This window comes from Alphaproteobacteria bacterium, assembly GCA_026400645.1.
GTDB lineage: Bacteria > Pseudomonadota > Alphaproteobacteria > Paracaedibacterales > CAIULA01 > JAPLOP01.
Genome location: JAPLOP010000025.1, coordinates 1 through 14,624 on the forward strand (window position 1 = coordinate 1; position 14,624 = coordinate 14,624).

15 protein-coding genes are annotated in these 14,624 nt (G+C 45.4%); 7 read left to right on the plus strand and 8 right to left on the minus strand.

All coding sequences use genetic code 11. The features are described from left to right. Positions 1-166 precede the first annotated feature (166 nt). The 4 genes from NTX76_03695 (at position 167) to NTX76_03710 (ending at position 3,885) form a co-directional block, all read left to right on the plus strand. Positions 167-484, plus strand: a complete 318-nt coding sequence (locus NTX76_03695) for a tetratricopeptide repeat protein (GenBank protein ID MCX7338370.1) — start codon at positions 167-169, stop codon at positions 482-484. Between the two features lie 267 nt (positions 485-751). Next, on the plus strand, positions 752-1,075 hold the full coding sequence (gene grxD / locus NTX76_03700; protein ID MCX7338371.1) for a Grx4 family monothiol glutaredoxin: 324 nt from the start codon (positions 752-754) through the stop codon (positions 1,073-1,075). Further along, the gene (gene parC / locus NTX76_03705) at positions 1,076-3,334 is read left to right on the plus strand and encodes a DNA topoisomerase IV subunit A (protein ID MCX7338372.1); all 2,259 of its coding nucleotides are present in this window, start codon (positions 1,076-1,078) and stop codon (positions 3,332-3,334) included. It begins immediately after the preceding gene. 98 nt (positions 3,335-3,432) lie between these two features. After that, a complete protein-coding gene (locus NTX76_03710) occupies positions 3,433-3,885 on the plus strand; it encodes a hypothetical protein (GenBank protein ID MCX7338373.1) in 453 nt (150 codons plus the stop codon). Positions 3,886-4,027: 142 nt separating this feature from the next. Here NTX76_03710 and NTX76_03715 read toward each other — a convergent pair whose 3' ends face one another. From NTX76_03715 to NTX76_03740, 6 genes are all read right to left on the minus strand, one after another. Beyond that, positions 4,028-4,897: a heme o synthase gene (locus tag NTX76_03715; GenBank protein ID MCX7338374.1), complete on the minus strand. Its 870-nt coding sequence runs from the start codon at positions 4,895-4,897 to the stop codon at positions 4,028-4,030. Further along, positions 4,897-6,477, minus strand: a complete 1,581-nt coding sequence (gene ctaD / locus NTX76_03720) for a cytochrome c oxidase subunit I (GenBank protein MCX7338375.1) — start codon at positions 6,475-6,477, stop codon at positions 4,897-4,899. Before ctaD ends, NTX76_03715 begins: the two co-directional genes overlap by 1 nt. Beyond that, the gene (gene coxB / locus NTX76_03725; protein MCX7338376.1) at positions 6,474-7,250 is read right to left on the minus strand and encodes a cytochrome c oxidase subunit II; all 777 of its coding nucleotides are present in this window, start codon (positions 7,248-7,250) and stop codon (positions 6,474-6,476) included. Before coxB ends, ctaD begins: the two co-directional genes overlap by 4 nt. 22 nt (positions 7,251-7,272) lie before the next feature. Next, positions 7,273-8,055, minus strand: a complete 783-nt coding sequence (locus NTX76_03730) for a YdcF family protein (GenBank protein MCX7338377.1) — start codon at positions 8,053-8,055, stop codon at positions 7,273-7,275. Positions 8,056-8,120: 65 nt separating this feature from the next. Further along, positions 8,121-8,621, minus strand: coding sequence for a Smr/MutS family protein (locus NTX76_03735; protein MCX7338378.1), 501 nt, complete (start codon positions 8,619-8,621; stop codon positions 8,121-8,123). 178 nt (positions 8,622-8,799) lie between these two features. After that, a complete protein-coding gene (locus NTX76_03740; protein ID MCX7338379.1) occupies positions 8,800-9,468 on the minus strand; it encodes a Tim44/TimA family putative adaptor protein in 669 nt (222 codons plus the stop codon). 146 nt (positions 9,469-9,614) lie between these two features. Between NTX76_03740 and tssA the strand changes: the two genes are divergently transcribed. After that, positions 9,615-10,781, plus strand: coding sequence for a type VI secretion system protein TssA (tssA, locus tag NTX76_03745; GenBank protein ID MCX7338380.1), 1,167 nt, complete (start codon positions 9,615-9,617; stop codon positions 10,779-10,781). Positions 10,782-10,790: 9 nt separating this feature from the next. On the opposite strand, the gene NTX76_03750 is transcribed toward tssA, so the two are convergent. Together NTX76_03750 and NTX76_03755 are read right to left on the minus strand one after the other, a co-directional pair. Further along, positions 10,791-11,528, minus strand: a complete 738-nt coding sequence (locus NTX76_03750) for a DUF5765 domain-containing protein (GenBank protein ID MCX7338381.1) — start codon at positions 11,526-11,528, stop codon at positions 10,791-10,793. A 156-nt stretch (positions 11,529-11,684) separates the two neighbouring features. Beyond that, positions 11,685-12,425: a DUF5765 domain-containing protein gene (locus tag NTX76_03755; protein MCX7338382.1), complete on the minus strand. Its 741-nt coding sequence runs from the start codon at positions 12,423-12,425 to the stop codon at positions 11,685-11,687. A 212-nt stretch (positions 12,426-12,637) separates the two neighbouring features. Here NTX76_03755 and NTX76_03760 point away from each other — a divergent pair, with 212 nt between their 5' ends. Beyond that, positions 12,638-13,267, plus strand: coding sequence for a hypothetical protein (locus NTX76_03760; protein ID MCX7338383.1), 630 nt, complete (start codon positions 12,638-12,640; stop codon positions 13,265-13,267). Positions 13,268-13,283: 16 nt separating this feature from the next. Beyond that, positions 13,284-14,570 carry a CNNM domain-containing protein gene (locus NTX76_03765; protein ID MCX7338384.1) on the plus strand — a complete coding sequence of 429 codons (1,287 nt, stop codon included), beginning with the start codon at positions 13,284-13,286 and terminating at the stop codon, positions 14,568-14,570. Positions 14,571-14,624 lie beyond the last annotated feature (54 nt).

A 14,624-nucleotide genomic window follows, 5' to 3' on the forward strand; every position in this document is an offset into this window, starting at 1 on the left:
CGTATAAGACGGTATCGATTCTGGGTAAGACCGACAGAGGTGTTATGGCCCATTATTGAATCGGGAGCCGGATGCCTTAATTGGGCAAGTCCGGTTCTGAGGAGGGGGGAAGCTTGAGTGATTGGCTTCCTCTACTCAACCAATTTATGAGAAAGGATCGAGCGCGATGGATATAGCTTGGACAAAAGGACATTTGGGAATTGCGTATATTGGGTTAAATGACCCAGAAAAAGCGCGATCTCTGTTAGAAGATGCCATACAAGTATATCGAAAAAACTTAGGCGAAAATAAGATAGGATTTGCGTGGGTATCTCTTCATCTTGGTCACGCCTACACAAGGTTGGGGCTTTATGATCAAGCACGGCCCCTTCTTCAAAAAGCTGCTGAAGCGCACAATAAGCTTTATGGAGAAAATCATCATTTTTCCAAAGAAGCCCAAGAATATTTGAGGGAGAATGAGGTGGCGGAGAAAAGCAGTCAGTAATTTAGGTGATGCCCAATGGAAACGAAGATGCTGGATTTTGTGTGTCCCTTGCAGGTGATGTCGTTGCACAGAAGGCGATATCTTTGATGATGTAATCCAGCCTTAAATATCATCAATTCCATTGGGCGCACTGCAGTTTTGGTAAAAACTCAAATCCTTCACATTCCGAAACAGTTGTTTTTCGGGGGCTATCCCTGTATATTTTTCTACAATGCATAATTATTCCGCTATATGGTTTGGGAATCGACTTCCAGGAGAAAAAACAACATGACCTCTGTGCAAGCTAAAATTCGTGAAGACGTGTTATCGACCCCGGTCATCCTTTTTATGAAGGGGACCAGTGAGATGCCGCAATGTGGTTTCTCCGCCGTTGTGGTGCAAATTTTAAAAAGCATGGATGTGCCTTTTAAAGCTGTTAACGTGCTGACGGAGCCTGAAATTCGCCAAGGCATCAAAGAATATGCAAGCTGGCCAACGATTCCACAACTCTATATCAAGGGTGAATTTATTGGCGGAAGCGATATTGTTCGCGAACTTTATCAGTCGGGGGAGCTTTTGACTTTGCTGAAAGCCCAAGAAATCATCGCTTAAATGAGCAAAAAAGACCAAATCCCTGATACGCACAGTATTCAAAACGTTGATTTTGAGAAAGCGCTGAGCGAGCGATACCTAGCGTATGCCCTGTCCACGATTATGTCGCGGTCGCTGCCGGATGTCCGGGATGGGCTGAAACCTGTGCATCGGCGCTTGATTTATGCGATGCAGCAGCTGCGCCTGGATCCAAAGTCAGGGTTCAAAAAATGCGCGCGCGTCGTGGGCGATGTTATGGGTAAATTTCACCCCCATTGGGATTCAGCAATTTATGGGGCATTGGTTCGTCTGGCCCAAGATTTTTCGGTGCGCTATCCCCTGATCGAAGGTCAGGGCAATTTTGGCAATATCGATGGCGATTCAGCGGCAGCCATGCGGTATACCGAGGCGCGCCTAAGTCAGATTTCGATTTTCTTGATGGATGGATTGGATGAAAACGCCGTTGATTTCCGTCCAACCTATGATGGAGAGGGGGAGGAACCGATTGTTTTCCCGGCAGCATTCCCCAACCTGTTGGCCAATGGATCCACGGGAATTGCCGTTGGAATGGCGACGTCGGTCCCCCCGCATAACCTAGAGGAGCTGTGTCAAGCCCTTGTGTATTTGATTGACCATCCCGATGCGACAAATGCCGACCTGTTGCCATTCATCCCAGGGCCAGATTTCCCAACGGGGGGTGTCCTGATCGAGGAACCCGATGTGATCCTGCGGGCGTATGAGACGGGGCGGGGAAGTTTCCGCCTTAGGGCCCATTGGGAGACTGAGGAACAAAAGGGTGGCGCATACAAGATTGTCGTGACACAGATTCCCTATCAGGTTGAAAAATCAAAATTGATAGAGCGAATCGCGAACTTGTTGGCGGATAAAAAGCTACCCTTTTTGGATGATGTTCAGGATGAATCGGCTGATGATATTCGGCTTGTCCTGCAGCCGAAAAGTCGGAATGTGGACCCTGCTGTATTGATGGAATCTTTGTTTAGGCAAACCGATTTGGAAACGCGTGTTTCCCTGAATATGAATGTTCTGAATGCGTTGAATGTTCCAAGTGTGATGTCATTGAAAGAAATTCTGCAATGCTTTTTGATGCACAGGCAGATCGTGCAAAAAAGGCGGGCAGAATACCGCCTTGATCAAATTGCGACGCGCCTGGAGGTTTTGGCGGGGTATCTTGTTGCGTATTTGAATCTGGACGAAGTGATCCAGATCATTCGAGAAGAAGACGACCCCAAAGCAGCGTTGATGACCCGATTTGATTTGACGCAAAATCAGGCAGACGCGATTTTAAATATGCGATTGCGCAGCCTTCGGAAACTTCAGGAGCTTGAAATCCGAAAAGAACACGCTGACCTTGAAAAAGAACAAAAGGGCTTGAATCGTTTATTGGCAAGTCCAAAATTACAATGGCAGAAAATTCAGACCGAATTGGGGGAATTGATCACTCAGTTTGGCAAGCATACTGCCCTTGGGGCGCGGCGGACAGTCATTGCTGGGGCTCCAGAACCGGTTGCATTGCCGTTGGTTGATGAAATCGAAAAAGAAGACGTCACCATCATTTGTTCCAACAAGAATTGGATCCGGTCTGTTAAGGGGCATCTGTCCCCAGAATCTAAGGCTGAAATTAAGTATAAAGATGGGGACGAGGAACGCTTTGTGCTGCCTGCCCAAACGACCGATAAATTTGTTTTGTTTGCAACCAACGGGCGATTTTATACGATTGGTGTGGACAAAATACCGCGGACTCGGGGCCCCGGGGAAGCTTTGCGGTTGTTGGTTGATCTGGAAAATACCGAAGAAATTCTGAATGCCTTTATCATTCGGCCTGATAAGCTGGATGATCCGTTCTTGGTTGCATCGACGTCTGCCCATGGGTTTTTGGTGCTGGCAAAGGATATTTTGGCGCAAACAAAATCAGGGAAACAGGTGTTGACCTTGGCGGATAAGGAAAGGGCGCATTCCTGTGTGCCTGTTGTGGAAAGCGATTCGGCCGTTATTGCCGTCATTGGCGAAAATCGCAAATTATTGATTTTCCCTGTGCAGGACCTACCCATCATGAGCCGGGGCAGGGGCGTGACCCTTCAAAAATACAAGGACGGGTCCATGAGTGATCTTGTCGTGTTTCCACCAACCACCGGATTGCGGTGGGTGCGTGCCGGCAAGTCGTACTTGGAAAAAGATTTGCGTACATGGCAGGGTCGTCGTGCATCCAGCGGGCGCTTGGCCCCAATCGGGTTTCCCCGAAGCAATAAGTTCAAAGGATAATTTTTTATACCTTATCACATTTTTTTCTTGCGTATAAAAACGTATTAACGCTAAAATTATTCATATTATATTGGTAATTTTGGTTTTAGTAAGTATATATGTTGTATATTAAATGTGCTTTTGTTTCGGTTGTGCTGTGTTTATCATTTTTTCATGGGGCTAATGGGGCGGAATTCTCAAAAACCGAACTGGAAAATGAATTCGCAAAAAGGGAGATTTTCGGAAATCCAGCCAAGCTTACTGAGCTGGATGCATGGTTAGAAAATAACCGCGATATTATTAACAAACCTTTTCCTAGTGTTTATCCAGTCTTGCAGTCGAAGCTCCCAATAGAGATTGCTGCTCTAGGTGCAAACATTCTTGGCTTGTCGCATATCTTGAAGGTTGGGGCGATTATTCCTCAGGGGTTAAAGGGGGAGATTGAAACGCATATTCTTATGCTGACTGCGTTTGGGGCCAAGAAGCCTTATTTTGAAAAACTAAACGAAGGTGTTGTTGAGAATCTGCGGGATATTTTGAAGATTTTTGATGAGGAATTTCCTCAAAGCTAATCATTAAATCTTTATGGGCTTGTCACGAATTCTGGATTGCTCAATGGGTTTCGTCCTCATCGCATGATGTCGTCATGGCGAGCGAACGGAGTGAAGTGTGGCCATCCAGGAAATTCACGAATCATTTGCGGAGATGGTGTCATTAATTCTGGGTAAGTAGGGCTAAAAACAATCCAAAAAGATAGAAAATGGAAAAGGCAAACAGCTGCAAGTTTGTTTCTTTTTGATAGTAAAAGCGAACGCCCATAGCAATAAAAATCATCCCCAAAACAATCGCGCTGACCAAATAAATGGAACTTGCCATTTGATAATGATAGGGCAAATAAGATGACAAGACCGTTAGTACGCTATAAAGCATGATTTGCTTTTTGGTTGATTGATCTCCAAACACACAGGGCAACATGGGGATTCCTGCCTTTTTATAATCATCCTGACACTGAATACACAGTGACCAAAAATGCGCCGGCGTCCATAAAAAGATAATCAAAAATAAGATCCAGGCCTCTATGGGGGCGGAATTGGATACAGCGGCCCAACCAATAACGGGGGGCAATGCACCAGAAATACCGCCAATAACAATATTTTGTGGAGTTCTGGGCTTTAGAAATATCGTATAAACGCACACGTAAAAAAGGATCGTTCCCGCCAAAAGCATGGCCGCCAGAATGTTTACCGCAATGACCATCACCGCAACAGATCCGATGGCCAGGACCGCCCCAAATGTTAATGCAGAATTGGGATCAATTCGACCAGCAGGGACAGCCCGGTTTTTTGTGCGATCCATCAGCGCATCGGTATCCCGTTCCCACCAGATATTGAGGCAACCAGCCGCCCCGGCCCCAACGGCCAAACTTAGTATCGCCAAAAAACCAACAAACGGGTGAATGCGCCCTGGGGCCAACAGTATTCCGCACAATCCCGTAAAAATAACCAATGACATCACGCGTGGTTTTAAAAGTTGCCAGTAATCGTTTAGGCCGGCACATTTCATGTGATGTTGGGGTGCGATCATTATTCAATAACTGGCTGTTGTTCAAATGTATGAAATGGGGGTGGGGATGAAACGGTCCATTCCAATGTTGTGGCGCCATCGCCCCAGGGATTATTAGGACATGGGATTTTATCACGAAATAGACGCCAAACGATATACAGGAAAAGGATGGCGCTTAACCCCGATAAATATGCCCCAATGGATGCCACATAATTCCAACCCCAAAACGCATCTGGGTAATCAGGAATCCGCCGTGGCATTCCGGCCAGGCCCAAAAAATGCATCGGGATAAAAATGATATTGACGCTGACAAACATGAACCAAAAATGGATTTTGCCTAGCGTTTCATTGTATTGATAGCCTGACATTTTACCGATCCAATAATAAAATCCTGAAAAAACACCAAATACAGCCCCCATTGATAAAATATAATGGAAATGCCCAACGACATAATAGGTATCATGAACAATCACGTTGACGCCGCCATTGGCCAGGATAAGACCCGTCAATCCGCCCATCGTAAATACCAAAACAAAGCCAACGGCAAATAGCATCGGCGTTTTAAAAGTAATTGACCCGCCCCACATGGTGGCCAGCCAGCTGAAAACCTTGATTCCGGTTGGGATGGCGATGATCATTGTGGCCAGGGCGAAATAGATGTTGGCCTTTGCGCTCATCCCAACGGTGAACATATGGTGCGCCCAAACCAATGACCCAAAGGCACCAATCGAAATCATCGCATAGGCCATGCCCAGGTATCCAAAGACGGGCTTTCGGGCAAATGTTGAAATCACATGGCTCACAATGCCAAAGGCCGGCAGGATCATTACATAAACCTCTGGATGGCCAAAAAACCAGAATAAATGTTGGAACAAAACGGGATCTCCGCCACCGGCTGGATTAAAGAATGTCGTGCCAAAATTCCGATCCGTCAGTAACATTGTGATTCCCCCCGCCAGAACGGGCACGGTCAGCAACAGCAGAAATGATGAAATCGTAACACCCCAAACAAACAGGGGCATTTTATGAAATCCCATCCCAGGTGTGCGCATATTTAAAACGGTCGTGATGAAATTAATCGACCCCAGGATAGATGACGCCCCCGCCACATGAATGGCCAACAATAAAAAATCAACAGATGGCCCCGGATGCCCAATGAGGGAGCTTAAGGGGGGATACAACGTCCAGCCAACCCCGGCGCCCGTCCCAACGATGGCAGCCAAAACGGCCAAAATTAGTGCCGGAATCATCAACCAAAAGCTCACGTTATTCAGCCGTGGAAACGCCATATCGGGCGCGCCTATCAAAAGGGGGACAAACCAATTACCAAATCCGCCGATTAATGCGGGCATCACAAAGAAAAACACCATCACCAAGCCGTGGATGGTGATCACAACATTGTACATCTGGGGATCCAGAACGGTACTGCCAGGATGCATCAATTGGGCCCGCATAACCATCGATAGCAGGCCGCCAACCATCGCGCCTACGATAGAAAGAATGATATACAGCGTCCCAATGTCTTTATGGTTGGTCGACAGAATCCACCGTCGCCACCCTGTTGGAATGGAATGTTCGTGATGTTCGATAGTATTGGTCATTTTGGTATTTCTTTTTCTTGTTTGTTTAGCCACTGATCATACTGGTCTTTCGATACAACCTCTAGTGCAATCGGCATGAAACCATGTCCGGCTCCGCACAATTCGGAACATTGCCCGTAATAAACGCCTTCTTTTACGATCTTGAACCACGTTTCATTGATTCGCCCTGGAACGGCATCCTTTTTTACGCCCAATGCGGGCACGGCAAAACTGTGGATCACATCGGTCGATGTCACGATGACGCGCACGGTTGTATTGACGGGGATGACAAGGCGTTTATCAACCTCTAACAACCGAAGCTGCCCCGGTTTTAAATCCTTGTCCTGGATCATGTAGCTATCAAACGAAAAGCATTTTTTTGGATCATCGTTGATATATTCGTATGTCCAATACCATTGGCGTCCAATAACCTTGATTGTCATTTCTGGATTTTGTGCTTTGTCCAAGAAAAACAATAATTTGACTGTGGGCACAAAAATGATCGCCAAAAGGCAGACTGGAACAAGTGTCCACGCGATTTCCAAAAGAACATTATGGGATGTTCGGCTTGGGATTGGGTTTCGACTGGCGCGAAATCGAAACACAATGTATCCCAAAATCGTTGAAACGACAACAGCAATACCCGTAATCATGATTAGCAATAACGAATGCATCGATTCAATCGCATCCATAACGGGCGATGCAGATGGTTGAAAATACATCTGCCACGGTTTCGGGGCAGAGGCTATGGCGGATTGAATTCCCATCAGAAAAATAAAAATATAATACATCATAGTCTACCTGCAAAACATCCTGCTATTCTGGATAAAGTTGTGACGAGATCCCTGTCAGATACGCGTTTGTCAGGCCAGCGCCTTCTTTCATAATCGTTGCCCAGACCAGTAGGTTTTGTCGATCAAAAATGCCAACAAGGATTGTTTTCCACAACGATAGGTCCGCTGTGTGATAATCAACAGGGTAGGGGATGATGTTATCCAATCCAACCCTTCTAAACAATCCAACGGCTCGTGGCATATGAAAGGCTGACGTAACCAAAGCCCATTTTTCTCCGACTTTTGGCTTGATGATTCTATATGTATTTGCGACATTGTCGGATGTATTTTTAGCTGTATTGTCAAATTTAAGACGTTCTGAATCGATTCCCATTTCTTTGAATAGCTGCTCGGTTAGGGCTGCCTCTTTCGGCGTGCCCGTGAAAACAATGGGCAAATGGTTGTATCGCTTGGCAAGGGCTATGAATTCAATGAGTCGACCGCCTGCTCTATTATAAATTGGGCGCTTGCCTATCTCACTTTCTGCAAGCGAAAAATATCCCCCTAGCAAAATTAATCCCTTAACATCCTCAGGTAGCTCGGTTTTTTCAGAAAAACGGTGCTCTAGGTTGTATAAAATAATACGTGAGAAAGGTGTTAGGGCAATAAAAGCCAAAGGCACGCCTGCGTAAATAACTAGTCTCTGCCCAAATCTGCGTGTGTTTGTTCCGGCTGCATACAGTAAAAGCCCAAGCCCAAGAGAGCAAAAACAAATAACATCCAGATTAATTAAAATCCAAAATAAGTTTTCCAAGATATAGATCATCTCATCATCCTTTGTTATTTTTGTTGACACATAGTTTTTGTAAAGCGTATTGGGTGTTATGTGCGCTATTGTCGCTTTTTCCTTATTCTCACATAAAGGGCGCCATCACCTCCATCTTTTTTTTCGGCACAGCTGTATCCAACGATCAAAAGAGGATGTTGGCCCAACCATTGTGGGACGAAATCTTTTAGAATACCGCGCCCCCCGTTGGCATGCCCACCCTTTCCCGTGATAACCAGGGCCCATTTGTTTCCCTGATCTTGGTTCCTTAGAAAAAAGGTTTCTAGGGAGATTTTGGCCCTTTCAACGGTCAATCCATGCAGATCTAGGCGACCCTGCAGGCGTATATTTTTAGTGTCGCGGCTGATGAGCGTGGAAACCGAAAGATGGGATGTCGGTTTGCTTTTTTCGGCCTTTAAAAAGAATTTTGGGAGCGGGAAATTATCTTCTCCGGATGCTGGCAGGGGTAGGGGGCGTCCGTTTTCTTTTTGTTGCAGGGGTCGGATGCTGCTTGTGACAGCAGCCCAAAGGTTGCTTTCTTCATCCGATAAGGTACGTTTTTTCATTTACAAGATATATGTGCCCAATCTATATCCCCCTCCAGATCATTTTGCGGGAATTCATGGATGGCCGCGTCGGGCGTTGCCCTCCTCGCCATGACTGTAATGGTGTCATGGCGAGAGAGCGGAGCGAGCGTGGCCATCCATGATGTTTCGGCAAAATCATATGCAATGGGCATAAAGTTTATGCATTTTCTGTGCGTGTTTCGACCAGTAACCAACTTTTGCTATCCGATCCTATTGGCTTTTCAAATGTCCAGTAATCGGTCATCGGTACGCTGAAACGTGCAGGGTTATCGAAACTGTGACCCTCTTCATTAATGGTGATGACCCTTTGCTGACTTTTAAACAGGACCGTAACGCGTGCTTTTTTGTTTTTGACATCGACTTTATGGATTTCGGCATGCACATCCTCGATTTCTGTTTCCTGGCGAAGATTATTTTTTTCGCGACTCTCTATGGCTGTGGCGAATTGTTCATACACATCGGGGCTGAGCAATTTTTTCAGTGTCCGATGATTGGCTGTGGCATAGGCCTGAATAATCATAGTGAAAGCCGATGTAGCATTCCTAAGAAAAACCGGGCTATCAAAAGATTCATCCAGGTTTTGTAACGCTAAAATATCTTTTCTTGTGTCATCCTGATCCGCTGTGTCAGCATCAACAAGAACAGGACGCCTTGCTTTCTTTCTGAGGGAAACAATGGCATCCTCCATGCTGCTTGTGGGGATAGGCTGGGAAAAAATAGTATTTTTTCTCTCAGAATCCTTTTCGGGGCCAGAGTGCGTACCCAAGACTCCCCATAAGCGAAAGAACAAATACCCTGCTAAAACTGCAAAAAAAACTATTTCCATTTTCTAACCTTCCGTGACTACATTTTTATCATAGCTGGATTTATCAATTTTATAAAGGAACTCTTGTTTTTTTTCTTAACTCCCTGAGATACTACAATAGGGCCATCCAGAAACGTTAATCAGCTCTCTATTTCGGATATTATTTTATGAACACAGAAACAGAACAAAAAAGAAATAAACCAATGCTGGACTTTAACGCCCCCCTATCGCCAAACCGGGTTGGGAATTATTTGAGATACGATGGTGTTTATGATCAAATTCGTGCCGCTCGTCGAGAAGATGATTCTACGTTGTCCCAGGGGATATGGCAAACCGATCTTAAGCGTGCCGATTGGCCCTTGGTTGAAAATCTCTGTGTTGATGTTTTAACGACTCAGTCCAAAGATTTGCAGATTGCTGCTTGGCTGTGCGAGGCTTGGACGGTTCAGGATAATCTGTCCGGGGCAAAAAATGGCATCACCATGATCCATCGGTTGTCCAAAGAATTTTGGCCAAGTATTTATCCAGCACCAGAGGGTGACGATATAGATCATCGCCTGCATATCCTTGATTGGCTTGATGATACGCTTGCGATGCGGTTGATTCTTGTCCCTATTATCCCCCCCAACGTTGGATACCAACGTCCATTATGTTTGTCCGATTGGATTTCCGCCCTTAATCTTGAAAAATTATCAAAAAGAATCCCTGATGGGAAAAGCAATCTGGCCAGTGCTGAAAACCAAGGACGGGTAACTATTCAACGATTTCGGCAAAACATGCAATTGGCGGATGGGGATTTTCTGCAAACTTTTTTAGCAGACGCCCAAGGGATCAAGGAATCGCTACGGGACTTTGTTTTGTTTTTAGAAGAAGTCTGCGGTAAAAATGCGCCGGGGTTTCCAAAGATAAAAAGCAAGCTGGATGATATTATCAGGATCCTGCAGGCGGCCGTTGCTTTGCCTCAGGTTACACAAAGAATTCAATCTAGCGGGCAGAAACCAGAACCAACCCTGGGCAAAATGGGGGAGGAGGTTGATGATATCAATCAGTTCCTGACAGAGGCTGTAGTAACAGAAGTGCCTTTATCTCCGCCCCCGGGCCAGGATGATGATGCTGTGATGGTTACAGGTCGAAAGGAAGCCTATCAAGCCCTAAAGCAGATTGGTCAGTTCCTAAAAAGCCTGGATCCCCACAGTCCTGTCCCGGCCCTTGTTGAGTTATTGGGATCCTGGGAAGACAAGAATTTGGTCCAGATATTGAAAGATGTTTCAACCGGATCAGGAGAGGCGCACACAATATTGAAATTATTGGCGAGCGCGTCTTCTGCCGGTTGATAGGTTTCTTTAGGCCACCTTTGGATAGAATGGCCACTTTTTAACATAAAGGAGCCTGCGCAACGGTGTGTCTACGACAAGGAGCAGCATTCCAATCGATAACAAGCACCATACCGCCGGCCATTCGTTTTGATTGTTGGTAAGGAGGGCTGCAAGAAATGGTCCAGCTAGGAAATGGTACAGAGTAAAGCGCCATGAACCATAGATAATGGGAACAAGGAAGCAAACGACGATATAGGGATACCCACCGCGGAGCAAATAGCCCAGAATGGGTACGTCACTTATGGAATTCCAAATCCCGTTGATCGGAATATCCCATGCTATATGCCAATTGCCATGAACAGAGCAGAGTGTTTGGGCACACAGTGGGCGTCCTGGTGTGCAGGTTCCGGCCCAATCAAATGGGTACAATTGAATGATCATAAAAATTGCTGTGGCGAAACACATACAAAAAACAGGACCCTGGATTTTCCGTCGGACCGCGTCAGGGATAAAATGCATACTAAATAAATGAACAAAAAATGGTTGGAATGCAATATGCAAATATCCCAGAAGTGTGGCGATTTGATTCGATGGAAGGGAGCATTGTCCAATCACTGTGTATGTGTATGCCTGCAACGCCTCCATCAATGAAAAATATCCCAAACAAACCCATAATGCAGCGGGTTCCTTTCTGTAGGCCGCATATCCGCATGCACTAAACCCAATCGTTGCCAGGACTGTTGAGGCTTCTCCGCTCCAGCACATAATGTGTTTCCTTTGTTTAATCTAATAATTTGACTAAATTTATTGTAAACAGCAAAAGGTTAATGGATGGTTAATGAATCGCTTTTTGTGTGACTCTATCATCCTCTCGATGGGGAGGATGATAGGTCCGTGTTGTTCGGCCGAAAAATAGTGTTGCTAGGCTTTCTTTGGATAGAACAACCACTTTTTGACATGCAAAGAATTACTCAAAGGGGTCAATATAATGATCAGGAGCATTCCAGCAGACAGCAAGCACCATACGGCAGGGCGTTCATTTTTGTTATTTGTTAACAATTGCGCCAACAAAGGACCGCTTAGTAACAGATACAACGTGACGCGCCAGGATCCATATATAAAGGGAAGGACGGTCGCGACCAGTGTATAAGGATAGGCTCCGCTAAAGATATATGCTAATACGATGGGTATATTAAGCAAGGAATTCCCAATTCCGTTAATGGGGATATTCCATGCGACATGCCAGCTTCCTGTGACGGAGCATAATGTCTTGCTGCAAAGCGGCCTTGTCGGTGTGCAAACCCCGGCCCAATCAAATGGATAAACTTGTAGAATCATAATAATGGCTGCTGCAAAACAAAGGCAATAAACGGGGCCTTGGATTTTCTTTCGAACGTCATCGGGAATAAAGTGCATCGATATTAGGTTGACGAAAAATGGTTGAAACGCGATATGCAAATACCCCAGAAGTGTGGCGATTTGATTGGATGGCAACGAACATTGGTCAATGACTGAGTATGTATATGCCTGCAGCGCCTCCATCAATGAAAAATATCCCAAACTAATCCAAAGGGCAGTTGGTTTTTTCTTGTAGGCCGCATAGGCGCACGTGCCAAATCCTATGGTTGCTAATACCGTTGATGCTTCTCCGCTCCAGCACATAATTTGTTTCCTTTAATTTGTAAAAAAGTTTAATTGAAATTTATCATAACGAGTAAAAGGTTAACAAGCTGTTAAGAAATCAATTGCGTCAATTGTTTCTACATTTTTTTGGAAGAAATTATTGGGTCCAGGTGAGATCTGTTTGACAAAACCCCTAAAAAACGATTTAATGTGGACGGGTTTGCAAGAAATAAGAAATGGTTGACTATATAATGTCGGTAAAAAATAAATATAAAATGGTAGTCTGCGGCTATATCATTACATTTTTTTTAATGGGGCCAGGCATTGGGGCGACAGATGCAAAAGGTTCTAACTCAACCGATGGCGCAACATCATTCTATGAAATGGCCTATAAAACTGCCGGGCAAATCAGAAAAACCCTCGAGCAAACAAAGGAACAACGAAAGGAAGCCATTAAAAAGGGGCTTGAAAGTAGTATCGTTAAGACGTTTATAGATACCGAGGGGTTGCTGAAAGATCTGCTGGATACCATTGATGTGATTGCCAAATCACACGACACTTTAATTCAGCAGAATTACGAGGGTGAATGCCGCCATTCCCATGTGGAGGAGCTCAGCAAAAACAAGATTAAGGAGATTTCGGCCCTTATGACAGAATTGCAGGTCACGGTGGAAAGATCGGTCCCTCAGGAGGGGTTGGGCCCAACCAACGCACCTCATTCAACGCAAACCGTTACTGTGCACGTGCCCCGTGGCCACATCAAACCGGCCGACAGAATCGGTGTTCAGTCACTTGAATCCGAACCGCTTCCCAATGTATCTTATCAACCCATTAAACCTGTGTTGATGAATGATGACGAACAAGACTCACCCTCTAAATAAATCAGAGATATAAAATATGCACGCCCTAACGATTCTTAGTATCATTGTCATTTCATTGATGATTTCTGCTTATTTCTCAGCCTGTGAGACGGCAATTACGGTCGCATCAAAAGCCAAATTTCATCAACTCGCAAAAGAAGGAAACCCCAGGGCAATCATCATTCGTGATTTGCAACAGAAATTGGGCTTAGTTATCAGTGTTTTGTTAATGTGCATGACCATGATTAATGCGGGTGCGGTTTCTCTGGCAACGGATTTTTTGTCCGATATATGGGGAAAGGACGTCATGGGTACGATATGCACGACCATGATTATGGGGCCTGTTTTGCTGGTTTATGTCGAGGTGATGCCGAAAATGGTCGCCCTTCATAATCCAGAAAAAATACTCATGGGGTCGGCGCGATTCATACGGTTTATGTTTACCTTTTTTCAGCCCGTCAATAAAACAATCAATTGGCTGGCCAGAAATACGTTAAGTTTGGTTGGAATTCAGCCAACAGGGGGTAACGATCTGTATTCCTCCATCGAAGAATTAAGGGGGGTTATCGACTTGCACAAGGGGCCCGGCCAAGATGTTCAACAAGAACGGGCCATGTTGAAAAGCATCCTTGATTTGGGTTCGGTCCACGTTGATGAAATCATGGTTCACCGGAAAAACGTTACCATGATTAATGCCGGTGATCCCCCGGCTGTTATAATCGATCAGGTTTTATCCTGTCCTTTTACGCGCCTTCCTATCTGGCAAGATGATCCGGATAACATCGTTGGCCTTATTAATGCCAAAGCATTATTGAGGGCCGTTAAAGCCTATCATGGCAAGGTGGATGATTTGGATATCACCAGCATCGCTACCAAGCCCTGGTTTATCCCTGAAAGCACAGATTTGCTGGAGCAGCTGCAGGCCTTTCGACATCGGCGGGAACATTTTGCCATTGTTGTCGATGAATACGGAACGCTTATGGGCATTGTTACACTAGAAGACATTTTAGAGGAAATCGTTGGGGATATCGCCGACGAACATGACATAGCGGTAAAGGGTGTGCGCCCCCAAGCGGATGGGTCATACATCATTGATGGTAGCGTGACCATTCGTGACCTGAATCGGCAATTTGATTGGGAGTTGCCGGATGATTTGGCATCAACGATTGCGGGGCTTTTGTTGTATCAGGTGCGGTTAATCCCCAAAGTTGGCCAGGTTTTTATGTTGCATGGTTTTCGGTTGGAGGTTTTGCGACGCCAAAGGAACCAAATCACGTTGATCAAAATCACCCCACCAGAGCCGATGTCTGTTCAAGCGGACTGAGGTCAATCTCTTTTTTCGTTCGTCTTAAGGGTTTCTTAATCTCTTCCCTGCATA